General features: G+C 57.4%; 15 protein-coding genes and 1 pseudogene. 6 read left to right on the top strand and 10 right to left on the bottom strand.

All coding sequences use genetic code 11. The annotated features are described in order from the left end of the window. A pseudogene (locus AAAC48_RS27020) lies at positions 1 to 342 on the top strand (hypothetical protein); the annotation flags it as partial. Positions 343 to 385: 43 nt separating this feature from the next. On the opposite strand, the gene AAAC48_RS27015 reads toward AAAC48_RS27020, so the two are convergent. From AAAC48_RS27015 to cbiE, 10 genes are all read right to left on the bottom strand, one after another. Next, the gene (locus tag AAAC48_RS27015) at positions 386 to 1372 is read right to left on the bottom strand and encodes an NAD(P)-dependent oxidoreductase (RefSeq protein WP_340657153.1); all 987 of its coding nucleotides are present in this window, start codon (positions 1370 to 1372) and stop codon (positions 386 to 388) included. Then, the gene (locus AAAC48_RS27010; protein ID WP_340657152.1) at positions 1344 to 4010 is read right to left on the bottom strand and encodes a molybdopterin-dependent oxidoreductase; all 2667 of its coding nucleotides are present in this window, start codon (positions 4008 to 4010) and stop codon (positions 1344 to 1346) included. The genes AAAC48_RS27015 and AAAC48_RS27010 overlap by 29 nt, the downstream gene beginning before the upstream one ends. A 1-nt stretch (position 4011) precedes the next feature. Beyond that, positions 4012 to 4344 carry a nitrite reductase small subunit NirD gene (gene nirD, locus AAAC48_RS27005; protein ID WP_340657151.1) on the bottom strand — a complete coding sequence of 111 codons (333 nt, stop codon included), beginning with the start codon at positions 4342 to 4344 and terminating at the stop codon, positions 4012 to 4014. A gap of 6 nt (positions 4345 to 4350) precedes the next feature. Further along, complete coding sequence (gene nirB / locus AAAC48_RS27000) at positions 4351 to 6801, bottom strand: nitrite reductase large subunit NirB (RefSeq protein ID WP_340657150.1); 2451 nt, start codon at positions 6799 to 6801, stop codon at positions 4351 to 4353. A gap of 17 nt (positions 6802 to 6818) precedes the next feature. Then, the gene (locus tag AAAC48_RS26995; protein WP_340657149.1) at positions 6819 to 8090 is read right to left on the bottom strand and encodes a nitrate/nitrite transporter; all 1272 of its coding nucleotides are present in this window, start codon (positions 8088 to 8090) and stop codon (positions 6819 to 6821) included. 357 nt (positions 8091 to 8447) lie between these two features. Continuing rightward, positions 8448 to 9737, bottom strand: coding sequence for a CmpA/NrtA family ABC transporter substrate-binding protein (locus AAAC48_RS26990; RefSeq protein WP_340657148.1), 1290 nt, complete (start codon positions 9735 to 9737; stop codon positions 8448 to 8450). Between the two features lie 8 nt (positions 9738 to 9745). Continuing rightward, complete coding sequence (locus tag AAAC48_RS26985; protein WP_340657147.1) at positions 9746 to 10333, bottom strand: ANTAR domain-containing response regulator; 588 nt, start codon at positions 10331 to 10333, stop codon at positions 9746 to 9748. Positions 10334 to 10436: 103 nt separating this feature from the next. Then, entirely contained in the window at positions 10437 to 11234 is a 798-nt protein-coding gene (locus AAAC48_RS26980) for a mechanosensitive ion channel domain-containing protein (protein ID WP_340657146.1), read from the bottom strand. A gap of 116 nt (positions 11235 to 11350) precedes the next feature. Next, positions 11351 to 12397, bottom strand: a complete 1047-nt coding sequence (locus AAAC48_RS26975) for a DUF475 domain-containing protein (RefSeq protein WP_340657145.1) — start codon at positions 12395 to 12397, stop codon at positions 11351 to 11353. Between the two features lie 166 nt (positions 12398 to 12563). Beyond that, on the bottom strand, positions 12564 to 13778 hold the full coding sequence (cbiE, locus tag AAAC48_RS26970; protein WP_340657144.1) for a precorrin-6y C5,15-methyltransferase (decarboxylating) subunit CbiE: 1215 nt from the start codon (positions 13776 to 13778) through the stop codon (positions 12564 to 12566). Between the two features lie 120 nt (positions 13779 to 13898). Here cbiE and cobG point away from each other — a divergent pair, with 120 nt between their 5' ends. The 5 genes from cobG to AAAC48_RS26945 form a co-directional block, all read left to right on the top strand. After that, positions 13899 to 15281 carry a precorrin-3B synthase gene (cobG, locus tag AAAC48_RS26965; RefSeq protein ID WP_340657143.1) on the top strand — a complete coding sequence of 461 codons (1383 nt, stop codon included), beginning with the start codon at positions 13899 to 13901 and terminating at the stop codon, positions 15279 to 15281. Then, positions 15274 to 15900, top strand: coding sequence for a precorrin-8X methylmutase (locus AAAC48_RS26960; RefSeq protein WP_340657142.1), 627 nt, complete (start codon positions 15274 to 15276; stop codon positions 15898 to 15900). Before cobG ends, AAAC48_RS26960 begins: the two co-directional genes overlap by 8 nt. Then, positions 15900 to 16640: a precorrin-2 C(20)-methyltransferase gene (locus tag AAAC48_RS26955; RefSeq protein WP_340657141.1), complete on the top strand. Its 741-nt coding sequence runs from the start codon at positions 15900 to 15902 to the stop codon at positions 16638 to 16640. Before AAAC48_RS26960 ends, AAAC48_RS26955 begins: the two co-directional genes overlap by 1 nt. Further along, the gene (gene cobJ / locus AAAC48_RS26950; RefSeq protein WP_340657140.1) at positions 16619 to 18076 is read left to right on the top strand and encodes a precorrin-3B C(17)-methyltransferase; all 1458 of its coding nucleotides are present in this window, start codon (positions 16619 to 16621) and stop codon (positions 18074 to 18076) included. The genes AAAC48_RS26955 and cobJ overlap by 22 nt, the downstream gene beginning before the upstream one ends. A gap of 149 nt (positions 18077 to 18225) precedes the next feature. After that, positions 18226 to 18487: ACT domain-containing protein (locus AAAC48_RS26945; RefSeq protein WP_340657139.1), on the top strand; the 262-nt coding region annotated here is incomplete at its 3' end.

Here is an 18487-nt window from a genome sequence, read left to right as displayed (position 1 = left end):
CTGGCCGCGCTTCCCGTCATTGTAGAACGTGGCATCATCATCCGCGAATTCGCGGCGAAGATAGCCCGCAAGCGACTGCGATACTTGATGGAATGCCCTCAGGGGCCAGAGCCGGATGCGTCGGGCTACAAGTACACCGGCTTTCATGCAATTCGGCATTTCTATGCATCTTGGTGCATCAACCGCCGGGAAGATGGCGGGCTGGCTCTACCCCCCAAAATGGTTCAGGAGAGGCTCGGGCATTCGTCAATAACGTTGACGATGGACACCTACGGGCACCTTTTTCCACGCAATGATGATGGGGAAGAATTGGCTGCCGCTGAGCAAGCACTTTTGAGCTAACTGCGACATAGATGCGACATGGCGATATAAGAAGTTGATTTTGTTATCGCAAAGTAAGTTTCCTAATCTGTAGGCCACTGGTTCGAATCCAGTCGGGATCACCACTCTTCAGGACAACGATGGATTTTCCTTGCGCCCGCAGTTTCTCTGTCACGCTTTCATGATCTTGCCGATCACTTGCCAAAAAGATTTTTGCCGCTTCACGACGGCCAAGGTGCACGATCGCAGGTGCGACGGACTTGTCGAAGAGGATCACGTCGGCCATTTGCATCGCCCGGACTGATCGCAACGTGAGCAATTCCGGGTCGCCAGATCCGATCGCAATTTCAGTAATTGATCCGTTCGCAGGGTTTGCCGCGGCGATCTCGCCGACTGAATTCAGCAACGACACTTCATCCGGCGCATGGTCAGACGAGAAGGCCCGATCGACAAATTCTTCCCAAAAACGACGGCGTTGCGGGCCCGGCCTCAAAAGATCACCGATTTGACTTCGTACTGCCTTCGCCAAATGCGCCCAACTCGGAAGCGAAGCGGGTAAAAGTGCTTCGACGCGCCGCCGGATTGCCTGGCCGAGAATAGGTGCTGCTCCGTCGGTCGAGATGCCGATCACCACCGGCGACCGGTTGACGATGGAACCAAACTGAAACTGGCAGAAAGCGGGACGGTCGATCACATTGCATGGAACACCCGCCTCGATAGCGGCATTTAGAAAGTCGCAAGCCTGTTCGTCCGTCGGCATATCGGCGACGGCAATTGCCGCGTCTTGGAAGCTAGCTTTGCTCCAGTCACACGGATGATGAACCAGTAACGAGCCTCCCGTTAGCGCCGACATTTCTTCGCTCAGCACCTCCGCATGTACGTGAACCTCTGCGCCAGCAGCCGCAAGCAATTCGGCTTTCCACGCCGCCGCCGCACTTCCGCCTGCAACGAGCGCACATTTGCCGCGAAGGTTAAAGAAAACCGGCAGCACTGCGAGGCTGCCAATGCTGGACGGTGCGGGACTACTCTGCTGCTTCGACAATATTTGCATCGATAACACCTCTGATTTCCGCACGGCAGGAGCCGCAATTTGTTCCAGCCTTCAACGCCTCACCGATGCCTTCCACGGTATGGCAGCCACCGCGGACCGCCGCCGCAATTTCGTTTTTCCCAACCGAGAAGCAAGCGCAGACGATTGCGCCTTTGTCGGGCATGTCCCTGCCCGGCCTTCCTGCCAGGAGTTGGAAACGCTGGTGCGCATTGGCAAATTGCTGCACGAGCTGTTCACTCGCCCAACTGCGCGAGACGGTGACCGGCTCACGCGCCACATAGAGCACGCCAATCAATTTTTCCCCTTCGAACGCCGCAATCCGGTGTTGGCCCTGCCGAAGATCGTGATAGGCGAGCAGCGCGACATCGGAGCCGATGCCGAAGAGCTGTTGGGCGAGCGCGCTCCAGTCCTTGGGCTCCTCGTGGCTAGCCAATTCCAGCCGGAAACCGCCTTTCGTTCGTGCGAGCGCCCAATAGTCTTCGGCAGAAGCAGGCTTTTCGCGCGTAACCGCGAAACCATACCAGCGAGCCTGAAATGGGCTGATGGCGACCTGTGCCATTTTGAGCGCCGGCTGACCGGAGACTGGATCGACGTTGGCTGTGACCAGCGTATCCACGCGGGCCTTACCGGCAAACTGCCCGGTCCAATGCATGGGCACGAAGACGTTTCCTCGCGCTTGCCGGTCTGTCAGCAGTGCCCTTACGATTATCGTGCCGTTGATATTTTTCAGCCTGACAAGGCTGGCATCGCCAATGCCGTACCCGGCAGCATCAAGCGGGTGTATCTCGACAAAGGGTTCAGCAAAATGCCCCGATAGGCGGGCGCTTTTTCCTGTGCGCGTCATCGTATGCCAGTGATCCCGGATTCGCCCGGAATTGAGAATGAAAGGATAGCGCGGATCGGTTGCTTCGGCATCTGCGGGACGCACGGCAACAAAGCGTGCACGACGATCGTCCGTGTAGAAGTCACCCTCTCCAAAGAATCGCCTGTCAGTACTCGGCTCATTCCCGCTTTGCGGCCATTGAAAAGGCGACAGCGCGTCGTAACTCTCATCGGTTATGGCGGCATGGGCACTGATATCAAAATCGCGGCCGCCGCGATTCCGATATCCTGAGAGAGCCGCATGCTCGGCAAATATCTGTGACGGGTTTTGATAGGCGAAACCCGCCGTAAAGCCCATGCGCCGTGCCACCTCACTGATGATCCACCAGTCCGGCTTGGCCTTGCCCGCCATGGCCAAGAACGGGCGCTGACGGCTGATCCGCCGCTCGGAATTGGTGACTGTGCCGTCCTTTTCACCCCAGGCGGCAGCCGGAAGAAGCACATGCGCGTAACGGGTCGTATCGGTCAGCGTATTGATGTCCGATACGACTACAAAAGGGCAGATTTTTAGGGCTTCAACCACGAGGTCCGCTTCCGGCATCGAATCAACCGGATTGGTTGCCATGATCCACAGTGCTTTGACCTTACCTTCTCGCACCGCAGTGAAGAGATCGACAGCCTTCAACCCAGGGTTGGATGCGATTGTTGGCGACGTCCAGAAATCCTGGACCAGCTCTCGATGGTCATCATCTTCTAGTTGCATGTGGGCCGCCAGCATGTTGGCCAGCCCGCCAACTTCGCGGCCTCCCATGGCATTGGGCTGACCGGTTACCGAAAACGGCCCCATTCCCGGGCGGCCAATGCGCCCCGTCGCGAGATGGCAATTGATGATGGCATTGACCTTGTCAGTGCCGCTGACCGACTGGTTCACACCCTGACTGTAGACCGTTACGACCCGTTCGGTGTGGGCGAATAGCATAAAGAAGTCCCGCAGTTCGTCGGGGCCCAGCCCTGTCCTGGCAGCAATGCTGCGCAGGTCATGACTTTTGGCTATTGCCAATGCCGCGTCGAAACCGGATGTGTATCGATTGACATAGCCTTGGTCTACCGCGCCTTGCGCGGCGAGAAATCCAAGCAGTCCAACAAACAGTGCTGTATCGCCGTCCGGTTTGATCTTCAGATGCATGTCGGCGATATCCGCAGTCATGGTCCGGCGCGGATCGATGAGCACGACACGCATGTGCGGCCGTTTGGCCTTGGCCGCTGCGATACGCTGATAAAGCACCGGGTGGCACCAGGCGAGATTGGAACCTGTCAATACAATGAGGTCGGCCAGTTCCAGATCCTCATATGTTCCGGGCACGGTATCGGAGCCAAAAGCACGGCGGTGTCCGGCCACAGAAGAAGACATGCACAGACGTGAATTGGTATCGATATTGGCGGAACCGATAAAGCCTTTCATCAGCTTGTTGGCGACGTAATAATCCTCGCTCAGAAGCTGACCGGACACGTAGAATGCAACACTGTCCGGTCCATGCTCCCTGATCGTCTCCGAAAAGCGGCCTGCCACCAGCTCAAGCGCCGCATCCCAGCTTGCAGGCCTTCCATCGATCTGTGGTTCCAGCAGCCTTCCTTCCAGATCGACGGTCTCGCCAAGAGCGGAGCCTTTCGAGCAAAGACGCCCGAAATTGGCGGGGTGATGGGGGTCACCCTTGATGCCTATGGCTCCGCTCTCCTCCCTGGTGGCGAGAACGCCGCAGCCTACCCCGCAATAAGGGCAGGTGGTGCGAACGCTTTTGGAGGAGCTATTTTCCATTCTATTCCGCCGCAACAGCAGCACGTTCGAGCAAGGCAAGGATATGGTCACCATCGAGCTTGATGGGAACAGTCTTGACGCTTCCTTCGTCGGCTCCGAGCGCCTTTCCGGTTTCGAGCGAAATCACCCAATTGTGCAGCGGACAGGTAACCGCTGCTCCATGCACGATGCCCTGGCTCAGCGGTCCACCCTTGTGCGGGCACTGGTCGTCAATGGCAAAGATCTGGTCTTCCATCGTTCGAAAAACTGCAATCTTGCCTTGAGGGGTCATCACGCAGCGCGCCCCGCGGCGGGGAATATCGTTGATTGATCCAATAAGGGTCCAGTCATTCATGTGACTTCACTCCGCTGCCTGTGCGTAACCAATCGTGGCCATGGGCTGGAATTCATGTTTGTCGACGCCCGATACACGCTCCGACCAGGGATCGACCTGCGCGAACTTCTGGCTGAAAACAAAACGGTCGAAATAGGCCTTGCGCTTTTCCGCATCGCTCATGATCTGGCGGCGAATTTCATCGAGCCCAATGCGTTTGGCCCATTTGTAGATGCGCTCCAGATAACGGCCCTGCTCGCGATACATCTGTGTCAGCGCCACGACATGCTCCAGCGCCTCGTCTTCGGTTTTCACCAGACCGAGGACCTCCGTCCCCTTGATGTCGAGACCGGCGGCACCGGCAAAGTGGATCTCGTAACCGGAATCGACGCAGATGATGCCAACATCCTTGCAGGTCGCTTCGGCGCAATTGCGCGGACAACCGGAGACCGCCATCTTGACCTTGGCGGGCGTCCATGACCCCCACATGAATTTTTCGATGCGGATGCCAAGTCCTGTTGAATCCTGGGTGCCAAACCGGCACCAGTCTGTTCCGACGCAGGTTTTCACTGTGCGCAGGCCCTTGGCATAGGCCTGTCCGGACACGAACCCGGCCTTGCCGAGATCTGCCCAGACGGCCGGCAGGTCCTCCTTCTTGATTCCCAGCATGTCGATGCGCTGACCACCCGTCACCTTCACGGCCGGAATATCGAATTTGTCGACCACGTCGGCAATGGCACGCAGTTCCTTCGAATTGGTAACGCCGCCCCACATGCGCGGCACAACCGAATAAGTCCCATCCTTCTGGATATTGGCGTGGACCCGTTCGTTGATGAAGCGCGATTGGTAATCATCCGCATATTCATCCGGCCAGTCCGCCACGAGATAATAATTCAGTGCCGGGCGGCACTTGGCGCAGCCGCAAGAGGTCTTCCATTCCAGCTCCTGCATCACAGCCGGAATCGACTTGAGTTTCTTCGCCATGATCAGGCGGCGCACATCATCGTGGCCGAGATCCGTACAGCTGCACATGGGTGTGACGGCCGAAGGATTGTAGGAATCGCCCAGCGTCAGGGACAGCAGCTGTTCGACAAGGCCGGTACAGCTTCCACAGGAGGCAGAAGCCTTCGTATGGGCACGCACATCATCCAGCGATGTCAGACCTTTTCCGCTAATTGCACCAGTTATCTTGCCCTTACAAACGCCGTTGCAACCGCAGATTTCTGCATCATCTGGCAAGGCTGCAACGGCCGCCATAGGGTCCAGTGGGGACCCTCCCTGATAGGATTGGCCGAAAATCAGGGTATCGCGCATCTCCGAAATATCGGTGCGCTTCTTGGTGAGGTCGTGGAACCATGCACCATCGGACGTTTCGCCGTAGAGTACCGTTCCAATGATACGGTCGTCCTTCAGGACCAGACGCTTGTAGACGCCCGCTGCCGCATCGCGCAGTACAATCTCCTGCCGGTCATCGCCCTCACCAAGGTCTCCGACCGAAAACAGATTGATGCCAGTGACTTTGAGCTTGGTGGGTGTCTCGCTATGGACGAAGGCGGCGGTGCTGTCGCCCGACAATTGTGCTGCAACCACGCGCGCCATTTCATAAAGCGGCGCGACAAGGCCGTAGCACTGCCCGCCAACCTCCGCGCATTCGCCGATAGCAAAAATATCGGGGTCGGAGGTTCGCATCCCAGCGTCAGTGAGGATGCCGCGATTGATGTCCAGGCCAGCTTCCTTGGCGAGGGTGCCATTAGGACGGATACCGACCGCCATGACCACCAGATCAGCCGGAATGATCGTGCCATCGGCAAGCAGCACTCCCTCCACCTTGCCGTTGCCGATGATTTCCTTGGTATTGGCCTTCGTCATGACGCGGATGCCGCGTTGTTCGACTGCCTTTTCCAGGAGATAGCCCGCTGCTGGGTCAAGCTGACGCTCCATCAGCGTCGGCATGACGTGCAGGACCGTGACCTCCATGCCGCGCGATTTGAGGCCCGCTGCTGCTTCGAGACCGAGCAGTCCGCCGCCAATGACAATCGCCCTCGCCCGCGACTGGGCGGCAAGCAGCATGGCGTTGACATCGTCGAGATCGCGATAGGTCAGAACACCGGGAAGATCCTTTCCTGGCAGGGGCAGTATGAACGGCACTGACCCGGTGGCGATCAGGAGCTTGTCATAAGGCTCAGTCGTTCCCGCGTCCGAGGTGACGGTCTTCGCCTCGCGGTCGATATTGACGATCTTATGACCCTTATAGAGCGTAATGCCGTGCTTGATGTACCAGCCATCGCCATGGATGATGATTTCCTCGAATTCCTTCTCGCCGGAAAGCACTGGCGACAGCATGATCCGGTCGTAATTCACACGCGGTTCTGCGTTGAAAATCGTCACGTCATAGGCATCGGGCGCGAGTTCTAACAGATGTTCGAGGGCGCGTCCCGGCGCCATGCCGTTGCCGATGACAATCAGTTTCTGGGTCATGGGTTTCATTCCAATTATTAGGCCAAAGCGCTGGTCGGATTTGCCGAAATGCCGCGCCGTTGCATTTGTCTGATGGAGAAGTGCATCCAGACCATCGCAACCGCGACGATCAGGAAGAGCAGCATGAAGCAGCTCGACCACAGGCCGGTCAGGTCCTTGAGCAACCCAAACGCGATCGGGAGGATGAAGCCGCCAAGCCCACCTACCATGCCGACGACACCGCCGACGGCGCCCACACTGTTGGGGTAGTAGGCCGGGATATGCTTGTAGACCGCAGCCTTGCCGAGGCTCATGAAAAAGCCGAGGACAAAGATCACGGTGACGAACACAGTTGGAGTGATGGCAAGCGGCACCGGTAGCGAGGCTTGTGTGGCCGGCAGCGAGAGAATGAGGGTGGCTACGCCCCCGGCAGCAAGTGTCATATACATAACCTTGCGCGCGCCGATCTTGTCGGAGAGGATACCGCCATAAGCGCGGAAAATGCTGCCAGGGATCGAATAGGCTGCGGCGAGCATGCCCGCTGCTTCGATTCCAAATCCATAGACGCCGACGAGGTAGCGCGGGAGCCAGAGCGCAAGGGCAACGAAGCCCCCGAAGGCAAAGAAATAATAGAGGGAGAAACGCCAGACCCGAAGGTCTTTCAGGGGCGCCAGTTCATGAAGAAAGCTCTTTGGCTGCTCGTTACGAAGAAGGCGCTCGCGGAACGCCGGATCGTCGGTCGTCGAGAACCAGAAAACGGTCGCCATAACGACAAGAGCAGCAGCCCATATTTCAGCGACCGCTTGCCATCCGAAGGCAACGAGGACAAGTGGGGCGAGAAACTTGGTGACAGCGGCACCAACATTGCCAGCACCGAAGATGCCAAGCGCGGTGCCTTGTTTGTCCGGCGGAAAGAAGGGGGACACATAGGCGACGCCAACGGCAAACGACCCCCCCGCAATGCCGACGCCGAGACCGGCAATCAGCATTTCTGGATAGGTTCTTGCGTAGGCGAGGAGAAACGTAGCGAGCGCAGCGGCCAGCATCGTTACCGTGTAAACAACCCGTCCGCCATACCGGCTGGTCCACACACCGAGCACGACGCGGATGACCGACCCCGTCAAGATCGGCATGCCGACAAGAAGGCCAAACTCCGCTTCGCTGAGATTGAGTTCCTGTTTGATACGGATGCCGATGATCGAAAAGATCGTCCAGACAGCAAAACAGATTGTGAATGCAGTTGTTGATATCCACAGGGCTCGCTGCGACTCTCCTGCTGGTATGCCAGTCGACAGAACGTCTTTCATCATACTTCCCCTGAAACGCTTCGGCCTTTCCAGCCGGCTCAGCCATAAAAAAACGCCGCTGGGTGCCGCACACTCCTGGAAATGAACCAGTGGAATGAACTTGCCCAAGCGACGTCGATGTCTTTTGAAGCACCCCGATGCCGGTGCCTGCGGTTCCTGTCGTCATTGACGGAACAAAATTAGTTATGCAAACCACGTGCCAGTTTGACGATAAAAATATAACCTATTGTTATAGATTGCTTATTTATCTGAATCGTCCCATAGGCTCAACAGCCTGGTGAGGAATCCAAAGCGAGCGATTTGTGCAATGGCACTCAATCCATGCAAATTTATTGTGCACGGCACAAAATTTATGCCGCCTCAAATATCACCTTGCTCCGAAGAACCCGTATCCGAAGTCTGGATATTGAACCCCTCCAGATAGCCGGGAATATTCTGAGGGTCGAATACGGCGCCGTCGATAAATCCGTCATCCATCGCAATCCCCTCGATCCGCAGATCATCGGACGGAATATCGGGGCGCGGTCCCAGGGCGTTGCGGTACAGGTCTGGACGAAACGCCAAAGCCGCCTGTTCGCACGTCTCCAGCGAATGGGCTGCCTGCCCCCACCGCACCATCTGACTGAAAATCCATTGCGCCTGACTGATCCACGGAAAGTTGGCGGCGTCACGATGGAAGGAAAAATATTCAGGGACCGTCCGCTCGGTTCCATCTGGATCGATCGTGAATTTTCCCAGCAACACCCGGTGAACGATTTCGAACGGCGCATCCAGATACCGCGGCCCGGCAAGGACGTGTGCCAGTTCGTGCCTGTTATCGGAGATATCGCACCAGGCCGCCGCGCGATCGAGCGCAACGATCAGGCGCGACAGGGTTTCCGGATTTTTTGCCGCCCATTCAGGCCTTGTTCCAACGACTTTCTCCGGGCTGGAAGGCCAGACATCTTCTTTGACGGCGACAATCCGGCCAACGTCCCGCGCTACTGCCACCATATTCCACGGCGCACCCACGCAAAAGCCGTCGATCACGCCTGCGGACAAAGCATCCGAAGTCATCGGCGGTGGTACGACAACAAGCTTCACATCTTGATCCGGATGAATGCCGCCGGCTGCGAGCCAGTAACGCAATTCGTAGTTGTGCGACGAAAATGGATAGGTCATGCCCAGCACTGGCAAAGCCTCGCCCTTTTCTCGCATGTCTTCAATCACCAGCTTGAGCGCTCTTGCATTGGCCAGCGCGTTCTCGCAGCCGGTCAAACCCGCCGTAGTTTGCATCCTACGATAAAGCTGCACAGAAAGCGTAATGGCGTTGCCGCCGCGGCCAAGGGAAAACGGTGTGATCACCGGCGAGGGGTTGGAGCCAAGTCCAAGCGCCGAGGCAACCGGCATGGGTGCAAGCATGTGTGCAACATCGAACTGGCGGAACGCCAGCCGGTCGCGGATATTGGCCCAGGAGACATCCTTGACCAGCTCAAGCTGAATGCCTTCGCGCGCAGCGAAGCCGAACTCCGCAGCGGCAATCAGCACCGAGGCATCTACAAGCGGGATGAATCCTGCACGAACCAGCTTTGTCCCTTCACGCCGTATTGCGGCTGGCGCGGCAAGTCCGTTCCCGTCGCGGCGATCAATCCCGGTTCGGATAAAACTCATGATTGCTCCTAACTTCCCAGAATTGCCGCGGCCATGACGACGCTTTGCGCAATGTCGGCAAGTTTCTTCTTCTCGTTCATGGCTGTCTGACGCAAAAGCGCATAGGCTTCATCTTCGGATAGTTTACGGGATTTCATCAAAATCCCCTTGGCGCGCTCGATGATTTTCCGCTCCTCAAGTGCGCTCTTGGCATCTGCCAGTTCCTGTTGGAGCCGGCTGAACGCTTTGAACCGGCTGACCGCCATATCGAGAATGGGCTTTACGCGTTCTTTCTTCAGGCCATCGACCACATAGGCCGAAACGCCCGCCTCCACAGCCGCTTCAATGGACGAACTGTCAGAGCGGTCGACAAACATCGCGATAGGTTTGCGCACCGAACGAGTGAGCTGAAACAAATGCTCCAGCATGTCGCGATTTGGCGTCTCGATATCGATGACAATGACATCCGGGCTGATCACTTCGATCTGGCGTGCGAGCCCGACAATATCATGCAGCACCACCACCCGATCATGCCCCGCCTCCCGCAGCCCCTCTTCAATAATAGAGGCGCGAATGCGGTTTTCGTCGAAGATCATGATGGATAAGGCGGCCTTCATGCATTATTTTTACGCATGCATGAATATTGTGCAATGCTACATTCGGCCACAGTGCTTTAGTTTGACGCTACTCTAGACTGAGCCGCGGCTTCAGGCCGCAAGATCAGGTCCCAACATTGAGCGTAACCCTCACACTCTTGTTAAGATCGGTTTTGGCAGAATGGAAATCGTTAACGGACGTCCAGTAGCGCAAGGTTAGCGCCGCGGTGCTGTCACCCAGCTCCGCCACGAAGGCTGCGGGAGCCGGCTCCTTCTTGACCCGCCCATCACGTTCGGCCAGCCCGAGCAGCGATTTTTGAACTTCATCAATGTTGCCGGTATTTGGGATCAATATCGTGATATCGTTGCGTCGCACGCCGTTTCGCGTGAAATTCTTGACCGGCTGCGTCCAGAGCGTCGAATTGGGAGCCAGCACGTAGACGCCATCCGCAGCTCGCAGCCTCGTCGCAAAGAGCCCAATCTCCTCGACGGTACCGGCAATTGTGCCCACTTCCACATATTCGCCGATACGAAGCGGACGCAGCGCGAGAAGCATGATCCCCGCAGCGATATTCTGCAGCGTACCCTGCAATGCCAGACCAATTGCCAGGCCGACGGCACCGATGGCGGCAATCACGGAAGCAGTTTGGATGCCGAATTGGCCAAGCACCATGACCACGACGAGCCCAAGCACAACGTAGCGCGCGATCTTCGAGAAGAAGCGTCGCAAAGTCAGGTCGAAGCCACCTACCTGTCCAAGTCCGGCATAGACCCATCTTTCAACCAGGCCGGCGACCGCAAATCCGAACAGCAGCAGAAGAATCGCCCCGAGAACCGAAAACGAATAGGTTACGATAAGGGCGCTTGCCTGACGAATAGCCGTCTGGATCGCAGAAAAAGCGTTCTGAGGATCGAGATCCATAAGACATTTCTCCTTTTCAGCGAGGAAGTTTCAACCCTAGGACGTGGTTCACGTTCCAGGCGGGTCAAGCGGGTCAAGCGTTCCTTTCAGCAGCGGTTTCGTCAGAACCGCAACGCTCAAGCTTCCTGTGCCTCCGGATGTCGGCGGCGGTAGCGGATTGACGAAAAAAGCGAGAAGAAGATCAGGGCCGCACCGATAACGCCGGTAACCACTTCCGGAATGTGGAACAGCGTCTGGCAATACATGATCACGGCCAGAACGAGGATCGCATAGAAAGCACCATGTTCGAGGTAGCGGTACTGACCAAGTGTTTCCTTGTCCACCATCATGATGGTGAGCGCACGCACATAGAAGGCACCTATGCCAAGGCCAATGGCGATCACGAACAGATTGGTCGAGAGCGCGAAAGCGCCGATGACACCATCGAACGAGAAACTCGCGTCCAGCATTTCCAAGTAAAGGAATGCACCAAGCCCGCCCTTATGCACGGTATCCATCTGCTCCTGCGTCGCATCGAGCACAGCGCCGAGGCCCTCCACAATAAGGAAAGTCAGAAGCCCGTAGATGGCCGAAGTGAGGAACGTGACTGATTCCTCGCCTTCGAGCTGTTGCGAGAAGAAAATGATCAAGATCAGCACTGCGGCGACCTCAATGCCCTGGACCGAGGCGAAACGTGACGCATGGCTTTCAACCATACGAATCCAATGCACATCCTTCTCATGATCGAAGAAGAATTTGAGACCCACCATCAAGAGGAACGTACCGCCAAATGCAGAAATGCCCACATGGGCTTCCTGCATGATGCGCGCATATTCCTCAGGATTGGATATTGCGAGCCGCAACGCTGAGAAGGGGTCGATCCACGCGGCAACTGCGACGATCGCCAGTGGAAAGACGATGCGCATTCCGAATACGGCGATAATTATACCCCACGTAAGGAAGCGTTGCTGCCAGACTGGCGTCATATCGCGCAAAATTTTGGCATTTACGATCGCGTTATCGAAGGAAAGCGAGATTTCCAGAATGCCGAGGACTGCGCAAATGAACAGGACCGAAAGTGCACCCTGCATTGATCCGGAGTAAATGAAACCTATCCATGCGCCGAGTGCCAGTCCGACAAATGTAAAAAGAAACGGCCAAGTGAAGTATTTATAGGTTGCCATACGTGTTTCCTGCTTGAGACTCCCTGATTGCATCAAAAATGGGAATTCAGGACAGCGATAACCACCGGCAGGCGGGGTTCATATGCCGTTTGAATATGAATTCGCATAAGATTGCAATCTCCCGCCGTCCTTAGACGCCACAAACCTGTCTCCATCCTGTCTCGGTTCAAACCGGTTTGCGAACCGCATAGATCGTGACCGGCAGACCGGTGCGCCAGGTATCAAAGCTTCCAAGCGGCTGCGCATGCGAGACGCTGAGTTTAGTGAGTTCGCCGCCATAGGTGTCTCGCCAGCCGACCAGTGCCATCTCACTCTGGATCGTCACCGCATTGGCCACCAGCCGGCCGCCGGGTTTCAAGTTTTCCCAACAAGCTTGCATTACGCGACCATCCGAGACGCCGCCTCCGATAAAAATTGCATCGGGTACCGCAAGGCCGGTTAGCGCAGCAGGCGCTTCGCCGCCGACAACCTGGAGATCCGGCACACCGAGCGTATCACTGTTATGCCGGATCAGTTCCTGACGATTTTCGTTGGCCTCGATAGCGATAGCCCGGCATGCTGGATGCGCGCGCATCCACTCGATCCCGATCGACCCGCAGCCTGCCCCGACATCCCACAAGAGTTCGCCCGGAAGCGGCGCGAGGTGTGCGAGTGTGACGGCACGAATGTCCCGCTTGGTCAATTGCCCGTCATTTTCGAAAGCCTCGTCCGGCAGTCCAGCCAGTAACGAATAGGCGCGAGCAGATGGCGCCGGCACGCCGCAATCCACGGCCAGCACATTGAGATCAGCACAGTGTGGATGATTCCAACCACCCGAAACGCCCTCGATACGTCGCTCAGCATCGCCGCCCATGTGCTCAAGCACGGTCAAGTGTGCCGACTGATATCCGCTCTGGCTTAACATTCGCGCCACCTGCGCCGGGGTATAGCCGTCATTGCTGAGAATGAGCAGCTTTGCGCCGGGTGCGAATGCTTTGAACAGGGTTTCCATAGGCCTGCCATGAACGCTCAGGAGTTGTACATCCTGGATCGGCCAGCCCATTGCAGCAGCGGCGAGAGAAAACGATGATGGCGCGGAAAGGATGGACATCTCATCGCGCTCGATGAAGCGCATCAGCGTCGCACCCATGCCGAAATGCATCGGGTCGCCACTGGCGAGCACAACAACGGGTTGCCCGCGCAGGGCATGCAACATGCGATACGCGTCGGAAAACGGCGTCGGCCAGGCGATGCGTTTGGCTGCTACCGCTGCCGGCAACAATTCAAGGTGTCGTTTGCCACCAAAGACGGTTACAGCCCTATCCAGTGCTTCCCGGGCGTTCTGGCCAAGCCCGCCATATCCGTCTTCGCCAATCCCGACGATTGTCAACCACTGCGTCATTATGCATTCCAATGAATTATTGCGGTTATGCATGCCCGAAAGCATCCGCTCGGTCAACGAAGCCAGTCACTATCAGAAAGGTTGGCACCACCCGAGCCATCCTGTAGAACCATCAATACCATGGATCAATTGTCCGGACTTGCATTGCCACCAACTGTCGAAGACCGGCGTTCCGCCTGTCCGGGGCTGTTTCGCATGGCGAAGGCGCTCGATGGATCGATCTGCCGTGTCAAGCTGACCTTTGGCGACCTCAACACCGATCAAGCCAGAAGCGTGGCGGATGCAGCAAGACGTTTCGGCAACGGCATCATCGAGATCACCAATCGAGCCAACCTGCAGATTCGTGGTGTTCGTCCGGAAACCGAGAGTTCATTGATTGATGCGTTGTTGATGGTTGGCCTTGGTCCGCTTACCGACAGAGGCGACGATGTTCGCAACGTCATGATCAGCCCGATCGCCGGTCTTAACAAGAGCAAGATCGATGTTAGACCTCTTTCCCTGCGCCTCCTGGCAGCGTTGCAGACCAATGCCACGTATCAAACCCTGTCGCCAAAGTTCTGCGTGCTCGTCGATGGCGGCGAAAGCCTTGCCATGGTTGAGCATCCGCATGATCTCTGGTTGAGCCCCATCAACCCGGATGACCCGTCGACCCGGTACGCATTTGGCGTTGCCGGTGTACCGCCAACGAAGATCGATGATCAGCCAGCGCTCGGCAGCGTCGATGCTGAAAAGGCATTTGATCTCATCACCACCCTTCTTGATCTTTTCATCGACTGGAACCGGCATCACCCGACAGCATCACGCCTGCGCCATATGATTGCTGATATCGGCACCGATAGCCTTGTCAGACGCGTTGAACAGCGCCTGGATCATCGTGTTCGAAGCGAAGACCTTGCAGATTGGCGAAGGACCCTGCCGCAACGGAATGGACATCTTGGCATCCAACCCGATGGCGATGGGTCAAGCTGGCTTGTGGGTGCCATGCCTCCGCTTGGCCGGTTGAATCCGGATATGTTGCGATCTCTCGCCGACCTCGCCGACAGACACAGCAACGGCAAGCTACGCATGACTCCGTGGCAGAGCATTTTCTTGCCCGAAGTTTCAACTGAAACTGCGAAGCGCGCCCGTGCCGACCTCGAATCGCTTGGTCTGACCGTCGATCCACAGCAGCCTCTTGCGACAATGATCAGTTGCTCCGGTTCAGCGGGATGCGGTTCAGCGCTTGCAGCTACTCGGGAAGACGGGTTGAAACTCGCTGCATTATTGCGCGAAAAGACCCTCGTACCGCAGATACACATGAGCGGATGCAGCAAATCCTGCGCCTCGCCATCTGCCAAGCCAATCACTCTGGTTGCAACCGATCCAGGACATTATGACATCTTTCTGCGCGCGACCAATGGACCGTCGCGTTTTGGCAAGCTATTGGCGGCCAATGTCACTATCGAGGAAGCTGCCGCGCTGATCGGCGAAAATTCCGGCTCCGGGGGGCCACTGCATGCTTGACTATATTCGCGACGGACAGGCGATCTATGATCGCTCCTTCGCAATCATTCGTTCTGAAGCTGATCTCAGCCGCATTCCGGCAGATCTTGAGAAACTCGCCGTGCGCGTCGCCCATGCCTGCGGCATGGTAGATGTTGTCCAGGATCTGGCATTTTCGAACGGTGCAGGTATTGCGGGCCGCAACGCGTTGCTGAACGGTGCACCGATTCTTTGCGACGCCCGCATGGTTGCGGAAGGCGTGACAAGGGCCCGCCTGCCCGCCAATAATGAGGTGATCTGTACGTTGAGCGATCCGTCGGTGGCGGCATTGGCGCGCGGCATGGGCAATACGCGCTCGGCCGCAGCACTCGAACTATGGCGTCCGCATCTGCAGGGTGCGGTTGTCGCATTTGGCAATGCCCCGACGGCGCTGTTCCGTCTCCTCGAAATGATCGATGACGGTGCCCCAAAGCCCGCGCTCATTCTCGGCTTTCCAGTCGGCTTTGTCGGCGCAATGGAGTCCAAGGCCGCGCTTGCTGAGAACAGTCGAGGCATTCCCTTTGTCGTCGTGCATGGACGCCGCGGCGGCAGTGCCATGGCTGCGGCCGCAATCAACGCCCTAGCTTCGGAGAAAGAATAATGCCGCAGCCAGGACGGCTTTTCGGACTGGGCGTTGGCCCCGGCGATCCCGAACTCATCACGTTGAAGGCGTTGCGATTGCTGCAGGCTGCGCCCGTCGTCGCCTATCATGCTGCCAGGGGCAAGAAGGGAAATGCGCTGGCCATTGTCGAGCGCTACCTCGACGATAATCAGCTCCTGGTACCCCTCATCTACCCGGTGACGACTGAGATATTACCCCCACACATGAATTATGAGGCGATTGTCAGCGATTTCTATGGCCAGATCACCGATATCCTCCGGACCCATCTTGATGCGGGTAAGGACGTCGCGGTTATCGCCGAAGGTGATCCGTTCTTCTACGGCTCCTTCATGTATATCCATGATCGGCTCGCCGAAGAGTATGAAACTGAAGTTGTGCCGGGCGTCTGCTCCATCCTAGGTGGTGCAGCGGTGCTTGGGGCGCCGCTCGTCTATCGTAATCAGACGCTGACGGTTCTATCTGGAGTTCTGCCTGCCGAAGATTTGAAAACAAGGCTCGCGGCCACTGAAGCCGCGGCCATCATGAAGCTCGGCAAGAACCTTGCAAAGGTGCGCGGCGTGATCGAGGAGCTTGGTCTGATGAACCGGGCGCTTTATGTCGAACGCGCAACAATGGATGCGCAGCGGATCGTTCCCCTGGCCGAGGTCGATCCCGATTCTTCGCCGTATTTCTCGCTTATTCTGGTGCCGGGTGAGAAATGGCAAGGCGGCGGCGAATGACAGCCATTCTGGTCCTTTCGGCGCTCGGTATAAAAACCGCGCAGCGCATCAAGGCAAGTCTACCCGACGCGACCATTTTTGGGCTCAACGGCCGCGTCGAAGGTGCTGACGTCGGTTTCAGCAATTTCGGTCAAACGATCCGCGAGCGCTACCAGGGCGGAGACGCTATTATTGCACTTTGCGCCGCTGGCATCACCATTCGTTCTTTGGCTCCTGTGCTCGACAACAAGAGCGCAGAACCGCCAGTGCTTGCCGTAGCCGATGATGGCAGTGCCGTGGTTCCACTTTTGGGCGGCACAACGGGCGTCAATGTCCTTGCCCGGCAAATTGCCCAAATTCTCGACGTCTCCCCAGCGATAACAACGTCGGGCGAACTGCGCTTCGGCACCTGCCTGCTCAATCCGCCGGCGGAGTATCGGTTGAAGAATCCCGAGGATGCTAAGACCTTTATCGCCGATCTGCTCGCAGGCAAGACGGTCAGGGTCGAGGGAGAAGCGCCTTGGCTTCGGGATGCGCGGTTGCCTTTGGACGACAATGGCGAACTCCTCATCCGCGTGACGACCTCCGATGCGACACCGCAAGCGGGCGAGCTGATTTTCCAGCCGAGGGCAGAGGCGACCATCAACGCCGCTGCCTCGAAGGATGTCCGCTTTGCCGGACACAAGCGGGGCAGGCTCGCAGTCATTGGCCTTGGACCCGGCGATCCCGATTTCATGATTCCTGCCGTCAGAAAAGAATTGCTGCGAGCCGAAGACATTCTCGGCTACGAATCCTATGTGCGCATGGCCGGGCCGTTCCGCTCCGACCAGACCGTGCACATGACCGATAACCGCGAGGAAATGCAGCGAGCACGTCATGCCTTCGAGCTGGCCGCAACGGGTCGATCGGTCACTATGATTTCTTCCGGCGATCCCGGCGTTTTTGCCATGGCCGCAGCTGTGGTTGAGGCCCTGCACGACTCCGACGATCCCGCCTGGCACGATGTGGAGCTCGAAATCCTTCCCGGCGTCTCCGCTGCCCTCGCGGCAGCTGGCCGCAGCGGAGCCCCGCTTGGCCACGATTTCTGCATCCTGTCGCTTTCCGACAATCTGAAGCCGTGGGACATTATCGAAAAGCGCATTGCGCTGGCGGCAGAAGCCGATTTCGCCATGGCCTTCTACAATCCGATCTCAAAGCCACGCCCGTGGCAATTGCCGCGCGCCATCGACATCCTGCGTCAGCATCGCAGCCCCGAAACGCCGATTGTCCTCGGCCGGGATATAGGCAGGCCAGGCGAAAGCCTGCGGGTCATCCCCCTCGCGGAACTGACACCGGAACAGGTCGACATGCGGACGGTGATCATCGTCGGCTCATCCCTCACGCGCAGTTTTGATCGCGCCGATGGCGGTAAGTGGGTCTATACGCCGCGCTGGTATGGAACCAAACCGGAGGGCTGAGGCGAAAACGCATCGCCTGGTGAAGAAAGATCATTTGACGCGGCGGCAGATGCCGGAAAAAGGACTGAGCGCTTCGCATTTGTATCGACGCTCTTCAACACCGCTCACTATGATCGCGCAAGATCAGATCGCCCGCATCCGGAGTTCCCATGCCAGACAAGAATTACGTCCTGACCCTCTCTTGCGAAGACAAGCCCGGCATCGTCGCCTCGGTGACAACGGAACTTGCCGGCATGGATGCCAACATCGCTGAGAGCAACCAGTTCTGGGACAGGCAGACCAACCGCTTCTTCATGCGCATCGCCTTTACCGCGGCTGAGGGCACGACGAAGGACGATGTCGAGCGGGCGCTCAAGCCTGCCATCGACCGCTTCGACATGAAGACCACGTTGGTGGATCAGGCGAAGAAGC

Origin of the sequence: Phyllobacterium sp. (assembly GCF_037994405.1) — a bacterium.
Lineage (GTDB): Bacteria > Pseudomonadota > Alphaproteobacteria > Rhizobiales > Rhizobiaceae > Phyllobacterium.
The sequence above is the reverse complement of the archived record's forward strand: the minus strand, read 5'-3'. Positions and strand labels throughout refer to the sequence as shown.

What these genes read in the sequence shown, in the direction of transcription:
- AAAC48_RS27015 (WP_340657153.1), bottom strand. Translation starts at nt 1,372, where the DNA reads ATGCAAATATTGTCGAAGCAGCAGAGTAGTCCCGCACCGTCCAGCATT.
- AAAC48_RS27010 (WP_340657152.1), bottom strand. Translation starts at nt 4,010, where the DNA reads ATGGAAAATAGCTCCTCCAAAAGCGTTCGCACCACCTGCCCTTATTGC.
- nirD (WP_340657151.1), bottom strand. Translation starts at nt 4,344, where the DNA reads ATGAATGACTGGACCCTTATTGGATCAATCAACGATATTCCCCGCCGC.
- nirB (WP_340657150.1), bottom strand. Translation starts at nt 6,801, where the DNA reads ATGACCCAGAAACTGATTGTCATCGGCAACGGCATGGCGCCGGGACGC.
- AAAC48_RS26995 (WP_340657149.1), bottom strand. Translation starts at nt 8,090, where the DNA reads ATGATGAAAGACGTTCTGTCGACTGGCATACCAGCAGGAGAGTCGCAG.
- AAAC48_RS26990 (WP_340657148.1), bottom strand. Translation starts at nt 9,737, where the DNA reads ATGAGTTTTATCCGAACCGGGATTGATCGCCGCGACGGGAACGGACTT.
- AAAC48_RS26985 (WP_340657147.1), bottom strand. Translation starts at nt 10,333, where the DNA reads ATGAAGGCCGCCTTATCCATCATGATCTTCGACGAAAACCGCATTCGC.
- AAAC48_RS26980 (WP_340657146.1), bottom strand. Translation starts at nt 11,234, where the DNA reads ATGGATCTCGATCCTCAGAACGCTTTTTCTGCGATCCAGACGGCTATT.
- AAAC48_RS26975 (WP_340657145.1), bottom strand. Translation starts at nt 12,397, where the DNA reads ATGGCAACCTATAAATACTTCACTTGGCCGTTTCTTTTTACATTTGTC.
- cbiE (WP_340657144.1), bottom strand. Translation starts at nt 13,778, where the DNA reads ATGACGCAGTGGTTGACAATCGTCGGGATTGGCGAAGACGGATATGGC.
- cobG (WP_340657143.1), top strand. Translation starts at nt 13,899, where the DNA reads ATGGATCAATTGTCCGGACTTGCATTGCCACCAACTGTCGAAGACCGG.
- AAAC48_RS26960 (WP_340657142.1), top strand. Translation starts at nt 15,274, where the DNA reads ATGCTTGACTATATTCGCGACGGACAGGCGATCTATGATCGCTCCTTC.
- AAAC48_RS26955 (WP_340657141.1), top strand. Translation starts at nt 15,900, where the DNA reads ATGCCGCAGCCAGGACGGCTTTTCGGACTGGGCGTTGGCCCCGGCGAT.
- cobJ (WP_340657140.1), top strand. Translation starts at nt 16,619, where the DNA reads ATGGCAAGGCGGCGGCGAATGACAGCCATTCTGGTCCTTTCGGCGCTC.